Below are 18633 nucleotides of genomic sequence, written 5' to 3' on the forward strand. Positions count from 1 at the left end.
CAGTGAGCGCGGTATTGTGCCGCCGATCTCTTCCGGGGGGATCTTTTCGTGGACCGGTCATGGGTGCGCAGCACCGCAGCTGGCTGTGCAATCGCTTGTGGCGCCATGGTGGCCGGACCAGGGACGGTCGGCACCGCGGTGGCCTCGGCCGATCTGTTCGGAATCGACGTCGATGTCCTGCACATCTTCGATCACAAGCAAAAGAAGAAGAAGTCCGATCACGGCGCCAAGGTCGGCGCCCAGCGCAACGGCGGGTCGCGGAAATCCAATGGGAGTCTCGGTGGACCCAATGCGTCTACGGGATCCAATGCGTCATCCGGGCCGAAGGTCAAGGTGGGTGCCGGCGAGCCGTCGGCGCCGGCAGCCCGTTCGGCGTCGACCGAACAGGCTCCGCAGTCGGCGCGTGTCGCGGGCGCGGCCGAGCAGGCTCCCACTGCGGCGATAACCACCGGCGGCAGCGCCGCGGCACCACAGGCGCCGTCGGCTGTCGTGTCCGGTGGCGGCGGCGGAGGAGCCCCGACTGGCGGCAATGTGGGCAGGGCCCCGAATCTCGCGCCGGTGCCCACCGCCCCGAGCAGCCGGAAGATCGTCATCCGGTCCACCCCGCCGAAGGCGCCGGCAGCTCCGGCTCCGGCGGCGTCGAGCGCTCCTGCCGCACCGGCACCGGTGGTCGTTCCCGCGGTACCGGTCATCGCGGCCCCGGCACCCTCGGCACCCTCGGCACCGCCGGTTGGTGCGCCTCCGGCAGCGCCAAGCGCGCCGAGCGCTCCCGCACCTCAGTCCGAACCTCCGGCGGCACAGCCACTTTCGGTGCCGGCGTCCTTTCGGATCGGTTATGCCGACTACCTGCGTACGGCCAGCACTTCCGACCTGCTGTTCGCCGTGCTGCCCGGCCTCGGCGGCATGGTGTTGATGACGGCGGCCGGCGGTGTGGCCGGTTTCCGTCAGGCTCGTGCTGCGCAGACCCTGCCGTCACCGCAGATCGCCCGATTCCTGCCCTGAGCGCGCTCCGCGGTCTGGTGGCTCCGGGACCCGTGGCGCCAGGGGTGAATGAGCGGTGCGGATCGGTGCGCCGGATGGATTCATCACGGCGGATGGCATCCGCTGACCGGGGCGCAGCAAATGGTGTACTTCGTGGTCCTTTCATAGAAAGTTCATAGGCGGTTCTCGGTTTTCAGCGGGATCGCACGAGCTCACCGGTGACCTCGCCGTGCCGATGATCGCAGGGCCGGCTGGTGTGCCAGCGGGTGCACCTTTGCGGTGATTACCAAGGCGTTGAGGCGATTCCGCCAATGTCCGTCGTTTGCGCCATATTGACGCACGGGCATGGTTTACTCTTCGGGATCGGGTGCGGTCATCGAGCCACGCCACATGTTGGAGGTACGTTCGTGCACGTTCGAGCCTCGGATACGCCGTATTCGGGGCTCGGTTGTTCGCATCCGATCTGCAAATGCATGTTTGTGCACCGGACACGGTGCCGGCGCGGAGACAGTCGGAGGAACTCGCGATTTTCAGGATCCTGAAGCGGCTGTGGATTCCGCTGGTGCTGGTGATGGTTGCGGTTGCAGGCGGATTTACCGTGTCGCGACTTCACGGTGTCTTCGGCAGTCAGACTCGCCCCACATACACCAGCGCCGAACGTGAGGAGAAGCGTCCCCACGACCCCAAGCACCTGGTTTACGAGGTGTTCGGTCCACCGGGGACGGTGGCGACCATCAGCTACTTCGATGCCGATGCCGAGCCGCGACTCATAAAAGAGGCAACACTGCCATGGTCGGTGGAGTTCCCGATCTCGGATGCGACGGCGATGGGAAACGTCACCGCGCAGGGCAACACCGACAGCATCGGTTGCCGCATCATCGTCGGCGATGAAGTGAAAGACGAGAAGGTCCGGCAAGGCGTCAGCGCCTTCACCTTCTGCGTGCTGAAGGCCGCATGAGCACGGACAGCGAACCGGCAACGGAGCCGTTGTCGATAGGTGAGCGCCCGCCGTTCGTGGCTCGGATGGTCCGCCGGCTCTCGGTGCCGATAATCATCGGGTGGTTGGCCGTCACCGTCATCCTCAGTGTCGCCGTTCCCTCTCTGGAAATGGTGGAGAAGGACCACGCGGTAGCGATGGATCCCACTGCCGCACCGTCTTTCGAGGCGATGAACCGCATGGGTGAGCTGTTCGGCGAATCCGGCTCGAACGCAGTGGCGATGATCGTCCTCGAGAGCGAGCAACCTCTGGGCGACCAGGCGCACGGCTATTACGACGAGATGGTTCGTCAGTTGAAAGCCGACACGACCCACGTGCAGCACGTCCAGGATTTCTGGGGCGATCCGCTGACCCAGGGTGCCGCGCAGAGTGTCGACGGCAAGGCCACGTATGCGCAGGTGACCCTCACTGCCAACCAGGAGATCCCGGCGATCAAATCCCTCGAGGCGATGCGAGCGATCGTCGATGGGATACCGGCGCCGCCGGGGATCAAGGCCTACGTCACGGGACCGACGGCATTCGCAGCGGATCTGGGCCCCGCCGGCAACCGGACGGTGGCTCTGGTCACCTCCTTGAGCCTCACGGTGATCTTCGTGATGTTGTTGCTCGTATATCGATCGATAATCTCCGTCATTCTCATGCTCGTAGTGGTCGGCATCGAATTGACCGTCGCCAGAGGGGTTGTCGCGTTACTCGGCACTCTCGGCGTCATCGGTATCACCACCTTTGTCGTCAATCTTCTGGTAGCGCTCGCGATCGCGGCGGGAACCGATTACGGCATCTTCTTCACCGGTCGCTACCAGGAGGCGCGCCAAGCCGGCGAGGACAAGGAAACCGCGTTCTACACGACTTTCCGCAGCGTCTCCAAGGTGGTCGTCGGTTCCGGCTTGACGATCGCCGGGGCGATTCTGTGTCTGCACTTCACCCGGCTACCCGTCTACCAGACCCTCGGCATTCCCACCGCCGTGGGCATGGTCGCCGCAGTAGCGGTGGCCGTCACACTCGTCCCTGCGGTCATCGCGGTGGGCAGCCGCTTCGGGTTGTTCGAGCCCAAGCGGAAGATCGCGGTCCGGCGGTGGCGGAAGGTCGGCACGGCCGTCGTTCGGTGGCCCGGGCCCATTCTCGTTGCGACATGCGCGGTCTCGCTGATCGGCCTGTTGGCGCTTCCCGCCTACAAGCCCAGCTACAACGATCAGAAGTACATCCCGCAAGACATCCCCGCCAATGTGGGCTATGCGGCGGCCACCCGACATTTTCCGCAGTCATTGATGATGGCGCCCGACATCCTGTTGATCGAGGCCGATCACGACATGCGGAACCCCGTCGATTTTCTGGTGCTGAACAAGCTGGCCAAGGGTGTGCTGTCCGTGCCTGGAGTTTCCACGGTTCAGGCGCCGACCCGCCCCGGCGGCGAGCCGCTCAAACACTCGACGATTCCGTTCATGCTCAGCATGAGCAACGCGTCACAGACACATCTGATGCCGTTCCAGAAGAACCGCATGGACGATCTGCTGGTGCAGGCCGAGGACATGGAGAAAACGATCACCATCGTCAAGCGCATGCAGGCGCTGACGCAAGAGATGGTCGCCACCACGCACCAGATGGTCGCCGATACCCACGAGTTGCAGCAGACAACCAACATGCTGCGCGATCATGTGGCGAATTTCGATGATTTCTTCAGGCCGATCCGCAACTACTTCTATTGGGATCCGCACTGCTACACGATTCCGATCTGCTCGTCGATCAGGTCGGTGTTCGACACGCTCGACGGTATTGACCAGATCACGGTCAAAATGGTTGACCTGGTTGCCAATCTGGATCGGCTCGACGAAATTCTCCCGCAATTGGCGGAGCAGTTTCCGGTCATGATCTCGACCATGGAATCCACCCGCACCATGATGCTGACGATGCACAGCACCATGTCCGGAATCATGGATCAAATGGAGGAGACGTCGAACAACGCCACCGCGATGGGCAAGGCATTCGACGCCGCACAAAACGACGACTCCTTCTATCTCGCTCCGGAAGTGTTCGAGAACAAGGACTTCCGGCGCGTCATGGACATCTTCCTGTCTCCGGATGGGAAGGCCGCCCGCATGCTGATATCGCAACGCGGCGATCCGGCGACGACTGAGGGCATGTCACTGGTCGGCCCGATCGAAACCGCGGCCGAAGAAGCGCTCAAGGGCACCCCGCTGCAAAACGCCACGATCTATCTCACCGGCACCGCGGCGTCGGTCAAAGACCTGGTGGAAGCGTCCACCTACGATCTCCTGATCGCCGCTGTCGCAGCCCTGTGCCTGATTTTCGGCATCATGCTGATCGTCACTCGCAGTCTGATCGCCGCGCTGGTCATCGTCGGCACGGTGGCGCTGTCGTTGGGCGCGGCATTCGGCCTCTCGGTGCTCATCTGGCAGCACATCCTCGGCATGCCGTTGAACTGGGTGGTTCTGGCGATGTCGGTGATCGTTCTTCTCGCGGTGGGTTCTGATTACAACCTGCTGCTGGTATCGCGCATGAAAGAGGAGATCGGCGCGGGGATCAACACCGGCATCATCCGGGCGATGGGCGGCAGCGGCAAGGTGGTGACGGCTGCCGGACTGGTGTTCGCGTTCACCATGCTGGCGATGGTGGTCAGCGATCTCGTCACCATCGGGCAGCTGGGAGCCACCATCGGCGTCGGCCTGTTGTTCGACACCCTGGTGGTGCGCGCCTTCATGACACCTGCGATCGCCGCGCTGCTCGGGCGGTGGTTCTGGTGGCCGCAGCGGGTGCACCCACGTCCGCTCAGTGCATCACGGCGCCCCGCAGGCCGCGGCCAGCTCGTGCGTTCCATCCTGCAGAGGGAAGAGCGCTGACCGTCATGAAAGCGCCTCACTTCCGTGCGGTGAAGGCCGCATGAGCAACCGGCAGACCAGCGACCGACCACCGTTGATCGCTCGGGCGATCTATCGACTGTCGGTGCCGATCATCCTCGGGTGGTTGGCGATCACCGCCGTCGTCACCTTTGCGGTTCCCTCACTGGAGCAGGTCGGGCGGGAGAGTTCGGTATCGCTGGTACCCCGAGATGCGCCGTCGTTCAAGGCGATGCAGCGCATGGGGGATGTGTTCGGGGAATCCGATTCCGACAGCGTGGCGATGATCGTCCTGGAGGGGGAGCAGCCCCTCGGTGAAGACGCGCACCGCTATTACGACGAGCTGATTCGCCAGTTGCGGGCCGATACGACGCACGTTCAGCACGTCCAGGACTACTGGGGCGACTCGCTCACCGGTTCCGGTGTGCAAAGCACCGACGATCTGAGTGCCTATGTCCAGCTGAACCTTGCGGGAAACCAGGGCCAAGCCCTGGCCAACGAATCTGTGGAAGCGGTCCGGGGCATTGTCGACAACGCGCCACCGCCGCCCGGGCTGAAGGCCTATGTCACAGGTCCTTCGCCTCTGATCACCGACATGAACCACGCCGGCGATACATCGATATTGAAGATCACCCTGGTGACCCTGGTGGTGATCCTCGCGATGTTGCTGTTCGTGTATCGCTCCATCACCACCGTCGTGCTGTTGCTGATCATGGTCGGCATACAGGTGCAGGCGGCCAGGGGAGTCGTCGCATTCCTGGGTGAGCACGACGTCATCGGGCTTTCCACTTTCGCGGTCAATCTCCTGGTGTCGCTCGGGATCGCCGTCGGTACGGACTACGGAATATTCTTCGTCGGGCGATATCACGAGGCGCGCCAAGCTGGCGAGGAACGCGAAAAGGCCTTCTACACCACCTATCGCAGCGTCGCCAAAGTGGTTGTGGCTTCAGGTTTGACGATCGCCGGCGCTCTCTACTGTCTGAGCTTCACCCGGTTGCCGTATTTCGAAACGATGGGCATTCCGTCCGCCGTGGGTATGGCGGTGGCCGTCGCGGTGGCCGTCACGCTCGTCCCGGCCGTCATTGCCGTCGGCGGCCGATTCGGCCTGTTCGAACCGAAACGGAAGCTCATGGTCCGTCGGTGGCGCGGGGTGGGGACGGCGGTGGTCCGGTGGCCGGTGCCCATTCTGGCCGCGGCGTGCACGGTGGCGTTCGTCGGACTATTGGCGCTGCCCGGGTACCAGACCAGTTACGACGACCGCCTGTATGTGCCGCAAGACATTCCGGCCAATCAGGGCTACGCGGCCGCCGAGCGACATTTTCCCGAGTCGCGGATGACGCCTGACATCCTGATGCTCGAAGCGGACCATGACATGCGCAATCCGACAGATTTCTTGGTCCTGCACAAATTGGCAAAACAAGTCTTCGGGGTCCCGGGCATAGCCACGGTACAGAGCATCACCCGTCCTGAGGGAAGCCCGATCGAGCGCACGTCGATCCCTTTTCAGATCAGCCTGCAGAGCGCCGCGCTCCGGCAGATCGTGCCGTTCGCCAAAAATCGCATGGATGGCATGTTGAAGCAGGCCGACGACATGCAGAAGATGATCACCCAGATGCAGGGCACCCACAACCTCATGAAGTTGATCGGCTCGATCACTCACAACACGGTTGATTTGACCGGTGAGACAGCGGAACTCACCGATCAGCTGATGGCGACCGTTGCGAGCTTCGACGATTTCTACCGGCCGATCCGCAATTATCTGTATTGGGAGCCGCACTGCTACGGCATTCCTGTGTGCTTCGCCATCCGATCGGTATTCGACGCGCTCGACGGCACGGACAAGCTCAGCCAACAGATGCACAAACTGCTCGACAACTTGGTACGGATGGATGCCTTACAGGCTCAACTCGTCACTCAGCTGCCACCGATGATCGAGATCATGAAGTCGATGCGGACCATGATGCTGACGATGCACAGCACCATGTCCGGGATGATCACGATCATGGAGGAGACGTCCTCGAACGCCAACGCGTTGGGCAAGATCTACGACGGCGCCCAGAATGACGACTCCTTCTATCTGCCTCCGGAAGTGTTCGAGAACAAGGACTTCCAACGCGCGATGAGCCTGTTCTTCTCGCCGGACGGCAAGGCGGTACGGCTGATCCTCACACACCGCGGGGATCCGGGAACACCCGAGGGCATTTCCCGGGTCGACGCCGTGCGGACAGCGGCCGAGGAAGCGATCAAGGTGACGCCGCTGCAGAACGCCTCCATCCATCTGGCCGGTACGGCTGCGACATACAAGGATCTGCGGGACGGGTCCAAATACGATCTCCTGATCGCGGGTGTGGCAGCGCTCTGTCTGATCTTCGGCATCATGCTGGCGGTGACGCGGAGTTTGGTCGCCGCGCTGGTGATCGTTGGCACGGTGGCGCTTTCGTTGGGCGCGGCATTCGGCCTCTCGGTGCTGGTCTGGCAGCACATCCTCGGCATCGAACTGCACTGGCTGGTGCTGGCGATGTCGGTGATCGTGCTTCTGGCGGTCGGTTCGGACTACAACCTGCTGCTGGTGTCGCGGATGAAAGAAGAAGTCGGCGCCGGGATCAACACGGGCATCATCCGGGCGATGGGCGGCACGGGCAAGGTGGTGACGTCCGCGGGCCTGGTGTTCGCGTTCACCATGTTGTCGATGGTGGTCAGTGACTTGCGCATCATCGGGCAAGTGGGGTCCACCATCGGGCTCGGGCTGTTGTTCGACACCCTGGTGGTACGTGCATTCATGACGCCGGCGATCGCCGCGCTACTCGGGCGGTGGTTCTGGTGGCCGCTGAGAGTGCGGCAGCGGCCGGCCAGTGCGGTTCTGGGCCCGGTGACGCTTCCCGCCGACCCACTGGTCAAGCAGGAGGCCTGATTTCGTGCCGTGGCCGACCTGGGCAATTCATGGGCGAGACGGTCGGGGGCCGATTACAGTCGGAACTGTCGGGAGCAATGGTAGGGAGGAAGTTTTGAATATGTTCCGTCCGTCGTTGACCAGCCTGGCTGTCGGGCTGGGAGGCCTGGCATTGTCGTTGACCGCTGGGATCGGCGTCGCATCCGCGGGGCCCAACTTGGACTCCGCGATCAACACGACATGCAGCTACCCGCAGTTGGTATCGGCACTCGATGCGCAAGATCCGCAAGTCCGCATGGCGTTCGACCAATCGCCCATACTGCAGCGTGGCTTACGTCAATTCCTCGCCGACCCGCCGGCCAAGCGGGCACGGACGGCCCAGGACGTGGCCAATGCTCCGATGTTTCAGCCGTACCTGGGCACGATCGAGCAAGCGTTCAACACCTGCACCAACTTCTGATCCAACAATGGGGGCCGCCGTCTCAGCTCATGGTGAGCCTGCGGTGCCCAGCAGGCTGATGTGGATTTCTGGTGCCCGGATGTCGCGACATCAGCCGGCCCGGCAGCCAAGAGATCCTGCGGCATATGGCAATTCGCGACGGCAGCACCGCATGTCCGAATACTCTGCCGTCATGAGTCAGAGCCGATGCCACGTCGCGCAGCACGCCGCGGGAACTCCTTCCCTGTATCCGGCGACGGCGCACATCGACCGGTTCGCCGCCGCCCCATGTCTTACGGAGCTGTCCGCGGCACCGATCGCGGAGTTGTTCTCGTGAACCCGGCCGGACAGAGCGGGTCCACAGACCGCCCGGTCGCCTTGTTCGTGTTGGGAGTGCCTCGATCTGGAACGTCGGCGGTTACCCGGGTCCTGTCCCTGTGTGGCGCTACGCTCCCGGCCGGATTGTCGGGCGCCGACCCGCGAAACCCACGTGGTTACTGGGAGCCGCGTGCGTCCCTCCATCTCAACAACACGATTCTGCGCAGCCACGGGAGTGCCGTATTCGATGCATCGCTGCGCCTGCAGGAGGAAGGTGGGCTCGACTCCGACCAGAAAGCCGCCTGCATCAACAAGATCGGACAGTTTCTTTCCACGTTGCCGGCAGCGCCGCTCGTACTCATCAAAGATCTGCAGATAACGCTGCTGTCCAGTTTGTGGTTCGAGGCCGCGCGCCTGGCCGGCTTCGACATCGCGGTCGTGAACATGGTGCGCCCCCCGCAGGAAGTCATCGCATCGGGTGCGGCGGACTTCTTGACATTGCCGGAGCTCGGGAGTGCGCTGTGGTTGAAATTCAACTTGCTGGCCGAGAGAGATACCCGTGACGTGCCGCGCGTGTTCGTCGAGTACGCCAATCTCCTCGAGGATTGGCGTCGGGAGGTGAAACGGATTTCAGTAGCTCTCGGGATCGATCTCGAGACGCGGGAGGAGGCCGCCATCGAGGAGTTCCTCACACCTGATCTTCACCGCCAGCGGCACACGGGCCCGGTGAAGGAAACGTTCGGCACCGATTGGATGTCTGTCGTCTACGACACGCTGCACGCGGCGGCGCGCGACGAAAGCTGGGACCAGGCTGCGCTGGACCGCGTCTATGCCGAATACCGGGCGACCGAACAGGGTTTCCGGAAGGTGTTCGAGAATTCTCTTCGCCTGCACAAGCTCAATCGATTCATCCGCCCGGCGGTCCTGAAGTTTCGTTACGAGGTCGTCGCGATGGCTCACCGGCGCCGTGGAACGTGGGCCTGATGGGAACGCGGCGCGCATCCAAACGATCTGCACGCCCCGACAATCGGCTCGCTCTGGCAGACGAAGCCCTGTTGGCGGAGCATCATGCCGCAGGGATGAATGTGGTCATTCAGGTCACCTGGCTGTATGACCGTCCTGCCGATCTCGCAGGGATACGCCGTTTTCATCACTTTCTCGGTCAAGGGTTGTTGGGACGTCGCATCGAGCGTCCGGCGCTACCCATCGCACGGCATCGGTGGGTGGTGGATCGTGGACACTCGGACATCGCCGAATCGACCCGTCCGCGCGCTGAATTCGCCAACTGGGTGGACGAACGTTCGCAGCTGCCCGTCAATGCGGAATCGGGTCCTGGTTGGCACGTCGGGGTCGTCTCGCTGGATGACGGCTCGACCGGTGTCAGCTTGGTACTTTCGCACAACTTGATCGACGGTCTCGGTCTCGCGCTCGTGATCGTCGAGGGTGTCCTGGGGAAGTCGCGCGACCTCGGGTACCCCCCGCCGCTGTCGCGCACACGACTGCGTGCGTTGGGCGAGGATGTCCGACAAACCGCGCGGGACGTTCCGGACGCCGCGAGGGCGCTTGTCACTGCGCTGAAATCGGCCAGGAAGCAGAGTCGCACCAAGGCGGAAGGCACGCGTTCACCGGCCCCGCGTCCTGCGCCCACCACGGCGGTCGGCGTGGACGACGTCGTCCTCGTACCCGCCCTCACCATTTTCGTCGACCTGGATGAGTGGGACGCGCGAGCAGAATCTCTCGGCGGAGCGAGTCATACACTGGCCGCCGCCTTTGCGGCCAAGTTCGGAGAACGTATCGGGCGCGTACGGGCAGACGATGGCGCCGTAACGCTCCAGGTCCCGATCAGCGACCGTACGTCAGTGGACGACACGCGGGCGATGGCGCTGTCGTACGCGCGCGTCACGATCGATCCGACCCAAGCCACAACGGATCTGCGCGAGATCCGGGCTGCGGTCAAGAAATCGCTGACGGACTTGAAGCAGACACCAGAGGAGTCCAAGCAGCTGCTGTGGCTGCCGTCGTTCGTACCGAAGCGAATGCTGAAACAGATGGTGGCCAGGGCGCCCGCCGATCCAGACCAGCCGGTGTTCTCTTCTTACCTCGGCGATCTGAGTTCGTTGATCAGCCAGGCGGATGGCACCGTGGCCGCTTACGCCAACGCACGAACGACCGGGCAGCGTGAATCGCGACAGCTTCTCGAACGAACGGGCGGCCGCACCGTCATCCTCTCCGGACGCATCAGCGGCAAGATCTTCATCAGTGTCGGTGCTTATCAGCCCGGCGCAGAGAACACCACGTGCGCTTTGCGTGAACTTGCCGCGAAAACGCTCACCGATTTCGGCCTTACTGGGGAAATCCACTGACGTAGCCGTAAAACCGTGGGTAGCCTTTACTTTTCGGACCGAACATCCGGTGCTACGGCGTTGTTCGCAACAGGTTGACCGAAGATCCCATGTCGAAAGAAGCGCTATGAAGTTGGTGCTGGCGAGTTACGGAACTCGCGGCGATGTGGAGCCTTGCGTCGCGATCGGTTGCGAGTTGCAGCGCCGCGGGCACGATGTGCGTTTGGCGGTCTCGCCTGATCTCGTCAGCTTCGCTGAGGCGGCCGGACTTCCGACGGTGCCTTACGGGCCCGACACAGCGGTGTGGTCGGATGCGCACCGCGACTTCTGGATCCGTTTCTTCGGCAACTTCTGGAAGTTCCGAGAACTGGCCAAACTATGGCGCGAGATGCGCGAGATCGGGGAATCCGTCGTCACGTTCTGGGAGGAGATCTCGACGACGCTGACGTCGCTGGCCGACGGCGCCGACCTGCTCATCACCTTTCTGAATTTCGAGCCGCCCGCGGTGAATGTCGCGGAGTATTACGGTATTCCGTTGGCCACCGTGCATGTCTCACCGGTGCGTCCCAACGGTCGCATGCTCGGATTCCTGTCACCGACGTTGGGGCGTTACGCGCTGATGGTGTACGAGTGGGCCAACTGGCGCGGGGTCAAGAAGTTCGACGATGCGCAGCGCCGTGAGTTGGGTCTGCCGAAGGCGACAGTCTCGTCGCCACGGCGGATCATCGAACGGGGATCACTGGAAATCCAGGCCTACGACCAGGTTTGCTTTCCCGGGCTGGCCACCGAATGGGCGAAGTGGAATGGCCAAAGGCCTTTCGTTGGGGCGCTGACGATGGAGTTGACAACGGCCGGCGACGATGACGTCGCCGCGTGGCTCTCTGCGGGGACGCCGCCGATCTTCTTCAGCTTCGGCAGTACGCCGGTCAAATCTCCGGCCGACACCCTCGCCATGATCGAGTCCGCTTGCGCTGAATTGGGTGAGCGGGCATTGGTGTGCGCCGGCTCCAGCGAATTCGGGCAGATGTCTGATTCCGATCGCGTCAAGGTCGTGGACACGATGAATTTCGCAGCCGTGTTTCCTGCCTGCCGCGCGCTCGTGCACCACGGCGGCATGGGCACCATGTCGGCGGGGCTGCGCGCCGGAGTCCCCATGCTGGTTTTCTGGACGGCACTCGATCAGGCGATCTGGGCAGGCCGTGTCAAACGGCTGAAAGTTGGTTTGGGCCGGCGTATCTCGTCTGCTACCAGCGAAACCCTCGTCGCCGACCTGCGCACGATTCTCGATGCGGAATATGTCGCCCGAGCCCGTGAGGTCGCTACTCAGATGACCAGACCGGACGAAAGCGTTGCCAACACCGCAGATCTTCTGGAGAGTTTTGCGGATCGAGGCTTCTTGACCGACGTGGGATGACCGGCCACACATCCTCAATTCAGATGACGCCCAGGCCCTTTACCACCTGCAGCACCCCGATCATCACGAAGATGCCTATCATCACCTGGCGGCGATTCGCCAGCGCCCAGTCGTGGACTGGTTGCAGAACCGCCTGAGTGCGCACCGGGGCGATGAGGTGACTGACAACTGCGACCTCGAAGACGGCGAACATCGCGACCACGAACAGGATGACGGCGAGGATCTGCGTACCCGTCGTGGTCCCGGAGGACACGACGGTGGTCGCCACGAACAGCACCAGCGGAAAACCCGGTAGGAACCCCATGCCGCACACCAAAGCGACCCACAGAGCGCCGCTGTCCCAAGCTCTTTGAAGGCGACGGAACAGCCGGCGGATCGCGGATTCGCCTTCGGCCGCATCCTGCATGCCGGCGAACGGCGACGAGATCGGGGCCGGCCCGTCCGCTTCCAAGACCTGGCTCGAGCTGTTGCCGCTGCCGGCGGGGACGGGCACCCGCCGACGCACCCAGAAACGTACCGCGATCAGCGCGGCAACCGACAGCACGAGCACTCCCATGCCCAGTTGGATGTGGCGGGTGGCTGCGGTTGCGGCAGGCGCCTGGGGGCTGAACATCGGAGCACGGTGCAGCAGCACGACGGGGACAACCAGGGCGGGAATGTTCGTGGTGAGGCAGCCGATCCAGCACACGAGCAGGTTCTGGACCGGACGTGGACGGGAGATCACGAGCAGGATGAGGGCCAAGAGGGCGGGGTTGAACGCCATCACAACGGCCATCCCGAGTAGTGAGCCCCACACGGCCCGGGACACTACCTGCTGCTTGCATGTATTTTGGCGCTTTGGCCACGCCGCCGATCTTGATTCGGCATACCGAGCGGACATGACGTCGGAACGTGGCTGGCGACACTTGTCGTGCTGTGCCGAGAGTGACTGGTGTGGTTCCTGTTTGACCGCCGCGCTGGGAGGCGTGGCGGCGAGGACGATGCGCGGGCCTGAATCCGTCCGCACGGCTGCTCGTAGCGGCCAGACGTCGTGGCGGGGGATGGGATTGGGGTGCCGCTCGCCCATTGGATCCATGTGATCTTCATCGGACGACGCACAGGTTCTCGCCCGATCCAGCTGCTCGGTTTTGGACCCTAATTGACGCGGGATCGGGATAATGGCCGAAGTCTCTTGGCACCTCTATGGGTGTGACATCTGAAAGGCTCGAGGTCTCCGCGATGAAATTTGTGCTGGCTTTCTACGGGACTCGCGGCGACGTCGAGCCCGGTCTCGCGGTCGGCCGTGAGTTGTCGCGCCGCGGACACGAAGTCCGGATGGCCGTCTCGCCCGATCTGGTCGAGTTCGTCGAGACCGCTGGGCCGGCGGCAACGGCCTGCGGGCCCGATGTGCGTGTGTGGCAAGACCTGAACCGCGACTTCTGGGCGCGCTTCCTGCGCAAATTCTGGAAGAACTTCTGGCGGGTCCGCGACCTCGCCGGGTTGTTGCGTGAGGAGTGGCATCTCTTCGACCAGTACTGGCAGGAGGTCAGCAAGACGCTGATGTCATTGGCAGACGGCGCGGATCTGCTGTTCACCGGTGTGATCGGCGAGGAGGCCGCAGGCAACGTCGCGGAGGCGTGCGACATTCCGTTCGCGATGCTGCACGTGTTCCCACTACGGCCCAACGGTCAGCTCGTTCCGGCCCTTCCTGCGCGGCTCGCTCGGGCGATGATGAGGGCGTCGGAGTGGCTCAGTTGGCCCATGATGAAGCGGCTCGAGGATCCGCAGCGAAAGGAACTCGGCCTGTCGAAGGCGACCGGTCCCTCCGCGTGGAGGGTGGCCGAGCGCGGCTCGTTGGAAATCCAGGCCTACGACGAGATTTACTTCCCCGGGCTGGCCGCCGAATGGGCGAAATGGGACGGCCAAAGGCCCTTCGTCGGTGCACTGACGATGGAGTTGGCGACGGATACCGATGACGACATCGCTACCTGGATTGCTGCCGGAACACCGCCGATCTGCTTCGGCTTCGGCAGCATGCCCGTCGATTCAGGCGCTGACACGCTCGCGATGATCAGTGCGGCTTGCGTGGAGTTGGGGGAGCGGGCACTGGTGTGCGCCGGGGCCAGTGACTTCAGCAACGTCCCGCACTTCGACCATGTCAAAGTCGTCGACACCATGAATTATGCAGCCACTTTTCCAGCTTGCCGCGCCGTCGTGCACCACGGCGGCGCGGGCACCACCGCCGCGGGCTTACGCGCCGGCGTTCCCACGTTGATCCTGTCGACCGACCTGGATCAGACGCTTTGGGGCGCCCGGATCAAGCAGCTGAAAGTGGGTACAGCCCGGCGTCTTTCGGCTACTACACAAAAGTCGTTGGTCGCAGATCTGCGGACGATTCTGCAGCCACGGTATGCGACTCGCGCCCGCGAAGTCGCTACCCAGATGACCAAACCCGCCGAAAGCGTTGCGGCCACGGCCGACCTGCTGGAAAAGTTCGCCGCACTCAGGCGCGTGGGCTGAGGGCTTCGGCGTAGGCCGGTGCCTTCGACGCGACAGGTTCGTCACCCCGAAATCTCTTGGAGCTCTGGTCTACGTGGATAGCAGAACCCGCGACATTGCGAACATGCCCCGGGGCGGACCGGACGCTTCATGGCTGGACCGGAGATTGCAGACCAATCGGCTGGAGTACCTGGATCGCGACGATGTCGACGATCTGAAACGCAAGGTCATGGATTCACTCGACCGCGCCGGCCAACGGCGGAGGATCGGTATCCACGAGAGGTGCGCCCGGATGGCGCTTGACGAGGTGGCCGACGTGCCCGCTCCGAAGATCCTCGAGCTCGGAGCCGGCCTCGGCGGACTGTCGCGCAAACTACTGGACAAGCATCCCACCGCTCAGGTGACGGTCACCGACATCGAGCCCGCATTTGTCGCGGGCATGGCACAGGGCGACCTCGGCCGACACCCACGCGCCACGGTGCGCGAAATGGACGCCACCGAAATCGATGCTCCGGAAGGCTATTACGACCTTGCGGTGTTCGCGTTGTCGTTGCACCATCTGCCTCCTGAACTCGCCGCCCGGGTGTTCGCGGCGGGTACCCGGGCAGCGAAGAAGCTGCTGATAGTCGACCTTCCCAGGCCGCCCGCGCCCCTGCACATCGCATTGTTGGCGGTGGTGCTGCCGCTCACCGGAATCTCTCCGTTGCAGCACGACGGATTCATAAGTTCGCTCCGTGCCTACAGTCCATCGGCTCTGCGCGCGCTGGGCCATCACGCCGACCCGTCCATCACGGTCGAGTTTCGGACCCGGCGCGGGCTCGGCCCCACGGTCGCGGTGGCCAGTCGCTCCTGAACCGGTGGCAGCCTGCAGGCGATGGGTCCGGAGTGAGAAGGTCAGATGCTGTTCAAACCCTTGGCGATCAGCATCGTGCCGGCCAGTATGCACATGGCCACCAGGATTTTTCGGTGATGAGCCCACGCCCAATCGTGCAGCCGTTGCAAGATGGCCTCGGTTCTCGCGGGTGCGACCCAATAGCTGACGAGGACGATCTCGACCACGGCGAGCATCCCTACGACGAACGCGATGGTCGCGGTGATCTGGGTGCCGACCGCGGCTCCTGAGACCACGACGATCGCCAGCAGGAACAGGGCCACGTCGGGCGGCGCACCGGCAAACGAGAATCCGATCACGTACGAGACCCACAGGGATCCGTCTTGCCACGCGTCGTGCCCGCGCCGCAACAACCGCCGGAACACCGACCCGCCCTCTGCCGGGGTATCTCGCGCGCGGGCCAGAAGTCGCGAGACCGGTGTCGACGTATTCGCCTCCGACACCAGGGTCGACGCGCCACCCCCCGAAGCGGACACCTCCGCTCGCCGGCGCGCCCAGAAGTGCACGGTCAGCGCCGTGGCCGTCGTGAGCGCGACCAAACCCATGCCGATTTGAATGTAACCGCCCGTGGAGCTCTTGGCCCATGATTCGGCGGTGGACTTGAACATGGGCGTGAGGTGCAGCAGCGTCAGCGGAATCACCAGCGTAGGGATACACGCCGTCACACAGCCGGCGCCGAACACGAGCAGGTTCTGCACGGGCCGTGGTCGTGAGATCACGAGAAGGGTGATGCCAAGGCGCATGGGATCAAGCCCGACCAGAACTCCTAGAGCTAACACCGAACCCCACACCGCCGAAACACTACCCAGGTTGCTCCGGGCTGTCGGCTCTTTCGCCCTAGTTGCTCCGAGCGGTCACGGCGCGCCAAAGTCGGCTTGCCAGAGCCAACTTCGCCTGCGTGCCGAACCCTGCGGCATCACGGTTTCGGCACGGGCCGGGCCGGCAAACGCTATCCTCCTTCAGTGGCGACGAGTTCTCTGAGGTTGGGCGAGTGAACGCGGTGACCAGAGATTGCCGACTGTGCGGATCGACCGGCCCGCATCAGACAGTCGAAGTTCGCGAGATGATGTTCGGCACTCGGGAGCTGTTTGAATATTTCAGCTGCGCTGCGTGCGACACCTTACAGATCCAGGATGCGCTGGAGGGCGAAGATCTCATGCGCCATTACCCGCCAAACTACTACTCGCACAGCGCGTCGGCCCAACCAAGCGCGTTCCGCTGGCTGGTGACCCAACATGATGCATATAAGCTGCGTGGCGGCGGCAATCGGTTGGCGGGGGCGCTCATCAAGGCCCGGGTGTCCGAGGGAATCTTCCGGGTACTCCTCGGAGGCGATGTCGTGAGGATGCTGGCTCAACTTGAAGTCGAGCGTCACGCGCGAATCCTGGACGTGGGTTGCGGAACCGGCGCACTGCTCGATCGCTTGAGCAGAATTGGATTCAACAATTTGCTCGGAGCAGATCCATTCATCTCGGCCGACGGTGAGTCCGCCGAAGGCGTGCCATTGATGAAACGGGATTTGAGCGACATGGATGGCACATTCGATCTCCTGATGTTCAATCATTCCCTCGAGCATGTTCCCGACCCGGTCGCAACACTCAAAGTTGCCTACGAGAAGCTCGCTGTGGGAGGTATGTGCCTGGCTCGTGTGCCCACGACCTCGTCAGATGCTTGGACCACCTACCGCGCGGACTGGGTGCAGGCCGATGCGCCTCGGCACATGGTCATACCGTCACGTGAGGGAATGGCGGTGGCGGCCGAGAGGGCCGGGCTGCGGGTGGTCAGGACGTTTGACGATTCGAATCTGGGCCAGTTCCTCGGCAGCGAGGCCTATCGACGCGACGTTGCGGTGACAGACCCCAAGATTCTTCGAATGTTCGGACCCAAGCAGCTCTGGGAATGGGAGAAACGCGCGTTATCGCTCAACCAGCAGCAGCGCGGAGACCAGACCGGATTCGTCCTGCGGGCGATGTGAGGCGTCGGGCAGCCGGAAACCTGCTCTGCCGCAATCGATCCGTCGTCAATTCCCTTCACCGACCTTGGCGCATCGGCCGGGCCGCACCAGACGAGCCAACTGTTGAATCCGAATCGGCGAACCCAGCCGAGTGCATACCGGCTCGAGGCTAGAGTCATCGAAACCAACTGGAAATACAAGCTGGGGGCCCTTTTCACGTGACCGATCACGACGTTCGATCTCTGTACCTCGACCTGATCCGAGGCAACCTCACCAGGTATGGGATGCATGAGCGAATGCCGGCGCAGTGGACACTCCGGCGCCGTCTCTATTTCAAGACGCTCAATCGCATGATGGTCCGCGGTGGGGCGCATCGACTCGCACGCGCCACTCCGAACGAGAACCGCAGCACGCTCGTTCAGCACAAGCGGGACTTGGGCATCGATTGGCCGGCGGAGGCCGAGACCATGATCGGAATGCAGCGACTTACCAGTCTGCAGCGGTGCGTCGAGACCGTACTGGCCGAGGACATCCCCGGCGACCTGATCGAATGTGGAGTGTGGCGCGGCGGGGCCTGCATCCTGATGCGTGCCGTACTGGCGGCCTATGGCGATGAGACGCGAAGTGTCTGGGTGGCGGATTCGTTCGAGGGTCTGCCGCCGGCAGACCCCGAGAACTACAAAGCCGACAAAGGCCTGAGAACCCAGAGCCTTGCGGGCATCCTGGGTGTGCCCGAAACCGAGGTCAAGGCTAACTTCCAGCGCTACGGCCTGCTCGATGACCAGGTCCGTTTTCTACCCGGTTGGTTCAAGGACACCCTGCGGGATGCGCCGATCGATCGCATCGCCGTACTTCGGATCGATGGCGACCTGTATGAATCCACGATCCAGGCCCTCGACGCGCTCTACCCGCGGCTGTCTCCAGGGGGCTTCTGCGTCATCGACGACTACCACGATCTCAAGCCGTGCCGGGAAGCGGTCACCGACTACCGGGCGGAGCATGGGATTACCGCCGAGATCGTCGACATCGATGGAACTGCTGTGCTGTGGCGCGCGTAGCGAGGGGTTCGGCAA

Annotated in this window: 15 protein-coding genes; 13 read left to right on the forward strand and 2 right to left on the reverse strand. The window is 63.3% G+C overall.

Annotated elements, in window-relative coordinates; all coding sequences use genetic code 11:
* The first annotated feature begins 105 nt into the window (after positions 1 to 105).
* The 9 genes from H977_RS0109845 (at position 106) to H977_RS0109880 (ending at position 12236) form a co-directional block, all read left to right on the forward strand.
* Complete coding sequence (locus tag H977_RS0109845; RefSeq protein WP_029107705.1) at positions 106 to 1002, forward strand: hypothetical protein; 897 nt, start codon at positions 106 to 108, stop codon at positions 1000 to 1002.
* A 526-nt stretch (positions 1003 to 1528) separates the two neighbouring features.
* The gene (locus H977_RS0109850) at positions 1529 to 1939 is read left to right on the forward strand and encodes an MmpS family transport accessory protein (protein WP_029107706.1); all 411 of its coding nucleotides are present in this window, start codon (positions 1529 to 1531) and stop codon (positions 1937 to 1939) included.
* Entirely contained in the window at positions 1936 to 4836 is a 2901-nt protein-coding gene (locus H977_RS0109855) for an MMPL/RND family transporter (RefSeq protein WP_051288762.1), read from the forward strand. The genes H977_RS0109850 and H977_RS0109855 overlap by 4 nt, the downstream gene beginning before the upstream one ends.
* Positions 4837 to 4876: 40 nt before the next feature.
* Positions 4877 to 7744, forward strand: a complete 2868-nt coding sequence (locus H977_RS0109860) for an MMPL/RND family transporter (RefSeq protein WP_029107708.1) — start codon at positions 4877 to 4879, stop codon at positions 7742 to 7744.
* 100 nt (positions 7745 to 7844) lie between these two features.
* A complete protein-coding gene (locus tag H977_RS0109865; RefSeq protein WP_036475535.1) occupies positions 7845 to 8183 on the forward strand; it encodes a hemophore-related protein in 339 nt (112 codons plus the stop codon).
* Between the two features lie 172 nt (positions 8184 to 8355).
* Positions 8356 to 8499, forward strand: coding sequence for a hypothetical protein (locus H977_RS35215; RefSeq protein ID WP_155946578.1), 144 nt, complete (start codon positions 8356 to 8358; stop codon positions 8497 to 8499).
* Positions 8451 to 9464 carry a sulfotransferase family protein gene (locus H977_RS0109870; protein ID WP_502691159.1) on the forward strand — a complete coding sequence of 338 codons (1014 nt, stop codon included), beginning with the start codon at positions 8451 to 8453 and terminating at the stop codon, positions 9462 to 9464. Before H977_RS35215 ends, H977_RS0109870 begins: the two co-directional genes overlap by 49 nt.
* Complete coding sequence (locus H977_RS0109875; RefSeq protein ID WP_029107711.1) at positions 9464 to 10843, forward strand: hypothetical protein; 1380 nt, start codon at positions 9464 to 9466, stop codon at positions 10841 to 10843. Before H977_RS0109870 ends, H977_RS0109875 begins: the two co-directional genes overlap by 1 nt.
* A gap of 106 nt (positions 10844 to 10949) precedes the next feature.
* Complete coding sequence (locus H977_RS0109880) at positions 10950 to 12236, forward strand: glycosyltransferase (protein WP_029107712.1); 1287 nt, start codon at positions 10950 to 10952, stop codon at positions 12234 to 12236.
* A gap of 19 nt (positions 12237 to 12255) precedes the next feature.
* On the opposite strand, the gene H977_RS0109885 is transcribed toward H977_RS0109880, so the two are convergent.
* A complete protein-coding gene (locus H977_RS0109885; protein ID WP_155946579.1) occupies positions 12256 to 13044 on the reverse strand; it encodes a GAP family protein in 789 nt (262 codons plus the stop codon).
* A gap of 410 nt (positions 13045 to 13454) precedes the next feature.
* Here H977_RS0109885 and H977_RS0109890 point away from each other — a divergent pair, with 410 nt between their 5' ends.
* Positions 13455 to 14735 carry a glycosyltransferase gene (locus H977_RS0109890; protein ID WP_029107714.1) on the forward strand — a complete coding sequence of 427 codons (1281 nt, stop codon included), beginning with the start codon at positions 13455 to 13457 and terminating at the stop codon, positions 14733 to 14735.
* A 103-nt stretch (positions 14736 to 14838) separates the two neighbouring features.
* On the forward strand, positions 14839 to 15567 hold the full coding sequence (locus H977_RS0109895; protein WP_502691152.1) for a class I SAM-dependent methyltransferase: 729 nt from the start codon (positions 14839 to 14841) through the stop codon (positions 15565 to 15567).
* A gap of 41 nt (positions 15568 to 15608) precedes the next feature.
* Here H977_RS0109895 and H977_RS0109900 read toward each other — a convergent pair whose 3' ends face one another.
* Positions 15609 to 16397, reverse strand: a complete 789-nt coding sequence (locus H977_RS0109900) for a GAP family protein (protein ID WP_029107716.1) — start codon at positions 16395 to 16397, stop codon at positions 15609 to 15611.
* 200 nt (positions 16398 to 16597) lie between these two features.
* Here H977_RS0109900 and H977_RS0109905 point away from each other — a divergent pair, with 200 nt between their 5' ends.
* Together H977_RS0109905 and H977_RS0109910 are read left to right on the forward strand one after the other, a co-directional pair.
* Positions 16598 to 17581 (forward strand): class I SAM-dependent methyltransferase, encoded by a 984-nt coding sequence (locus tag H977_RS0109905; protein WP_029107717.1) that lies wholly within the window; start codon positions 16598 to 16600, stop codon positions 17579 to 17581.
* Positions 17582 to 17778: 197 nt separating this feature from the next.
* Positions 17779 to 18618, forward strand: a complete 840-nt coding sequence (locus H977_RS0109910; RefSeq protein WP_029107718.1) for a TylF/MycF/NovP-related O-methyltransferase — start codon at positions 17779 to 17781, stop codon at positions 18616 to 18618.
* Positions 18619 to 18633 lie beyond the last annotated feature (15 nt).

This window comes from Mycobacterium sp. URHD0025, from assembly GCF_000426065.1.
In the GTDB taxonomy this organism is placed as follows: Bacteria; Actinomycetota; Actinomycetes; order Mycobacteriales; family Mycobacteriaceae; genus Mycobacterium.

Bases quoted from the DNA above. Each gene is read 5' to 3' on its own strand.
- H977_RS0109870 (WP_502691159.1), top strand. From the start codon at position 8,451: ATGTCTTACGGAGCTGTCCGCGGCACCGATCGCGGAGTTGTTCTCGTG.
- H977_RS0109895 (WP_502691152.1), top strand. From the start codon at position 14,839: ATGCCCCGGGGCGGACCGGACGCTTCATGGCTGGACCGGAGATTGCAG.
- H977_RS0109845 (WP_029107705.1), top strand. From the start codon at position 106: ATGGTGGCCGGACCAGGGACGGTCGGCACCGCGGTGGCCTCGGCCGAT.
- H977_RS0109875 (WP_029107711.1), top strand. From the start codon at position 9,464: ATGGGAACGCGGCGCGCATCCAAACGATCTGCACGCCCCGACAATCGG.
- H977_RS0109890 (WP_029107714.1), top strand. From the start codon at position 13,455: ATGAAATTTGTGCTGGCTTTCTACGGGACTCGCGGCGACGTCGAGCCC.
- H977_RS0109865 (WP_036475535.1), top strand. From the start codon at position 7,845: ATGTTCCGTCCGTCGTTGACCAGCCTGGCTGTCGGGCTGGGAGGCCTG.
- H977_RS0109860 (WP_029107708.1), top strand. From the start codon at position 4,877: ATGAGCAACCGGCAGACCAGCGACCGACCACCGTTGATCGCTCGGGCG.
- H977_RS35215 (WP_155946578.1), top strand. From the start codon at position 8,356: ATGAGTCAGAGCCGATGCCACGTCGCGCAGCACGCCGCGGGAACTCCT.
- H977_RS0109880 (WP_029107712.1), top strand. From the start codon at position 10,950: ATGAAGTTGGTGCTGGCGAGTTACGGAACTCGCGGCGATGTGGAGCCT.
- H977_RS0109855 (WP_051288762.1), top strand. From the start codon at position 1,936: ATGAGCACGGACAGCGAACCGGCAACGGAGCCGTTGTCGATAGGTGAG.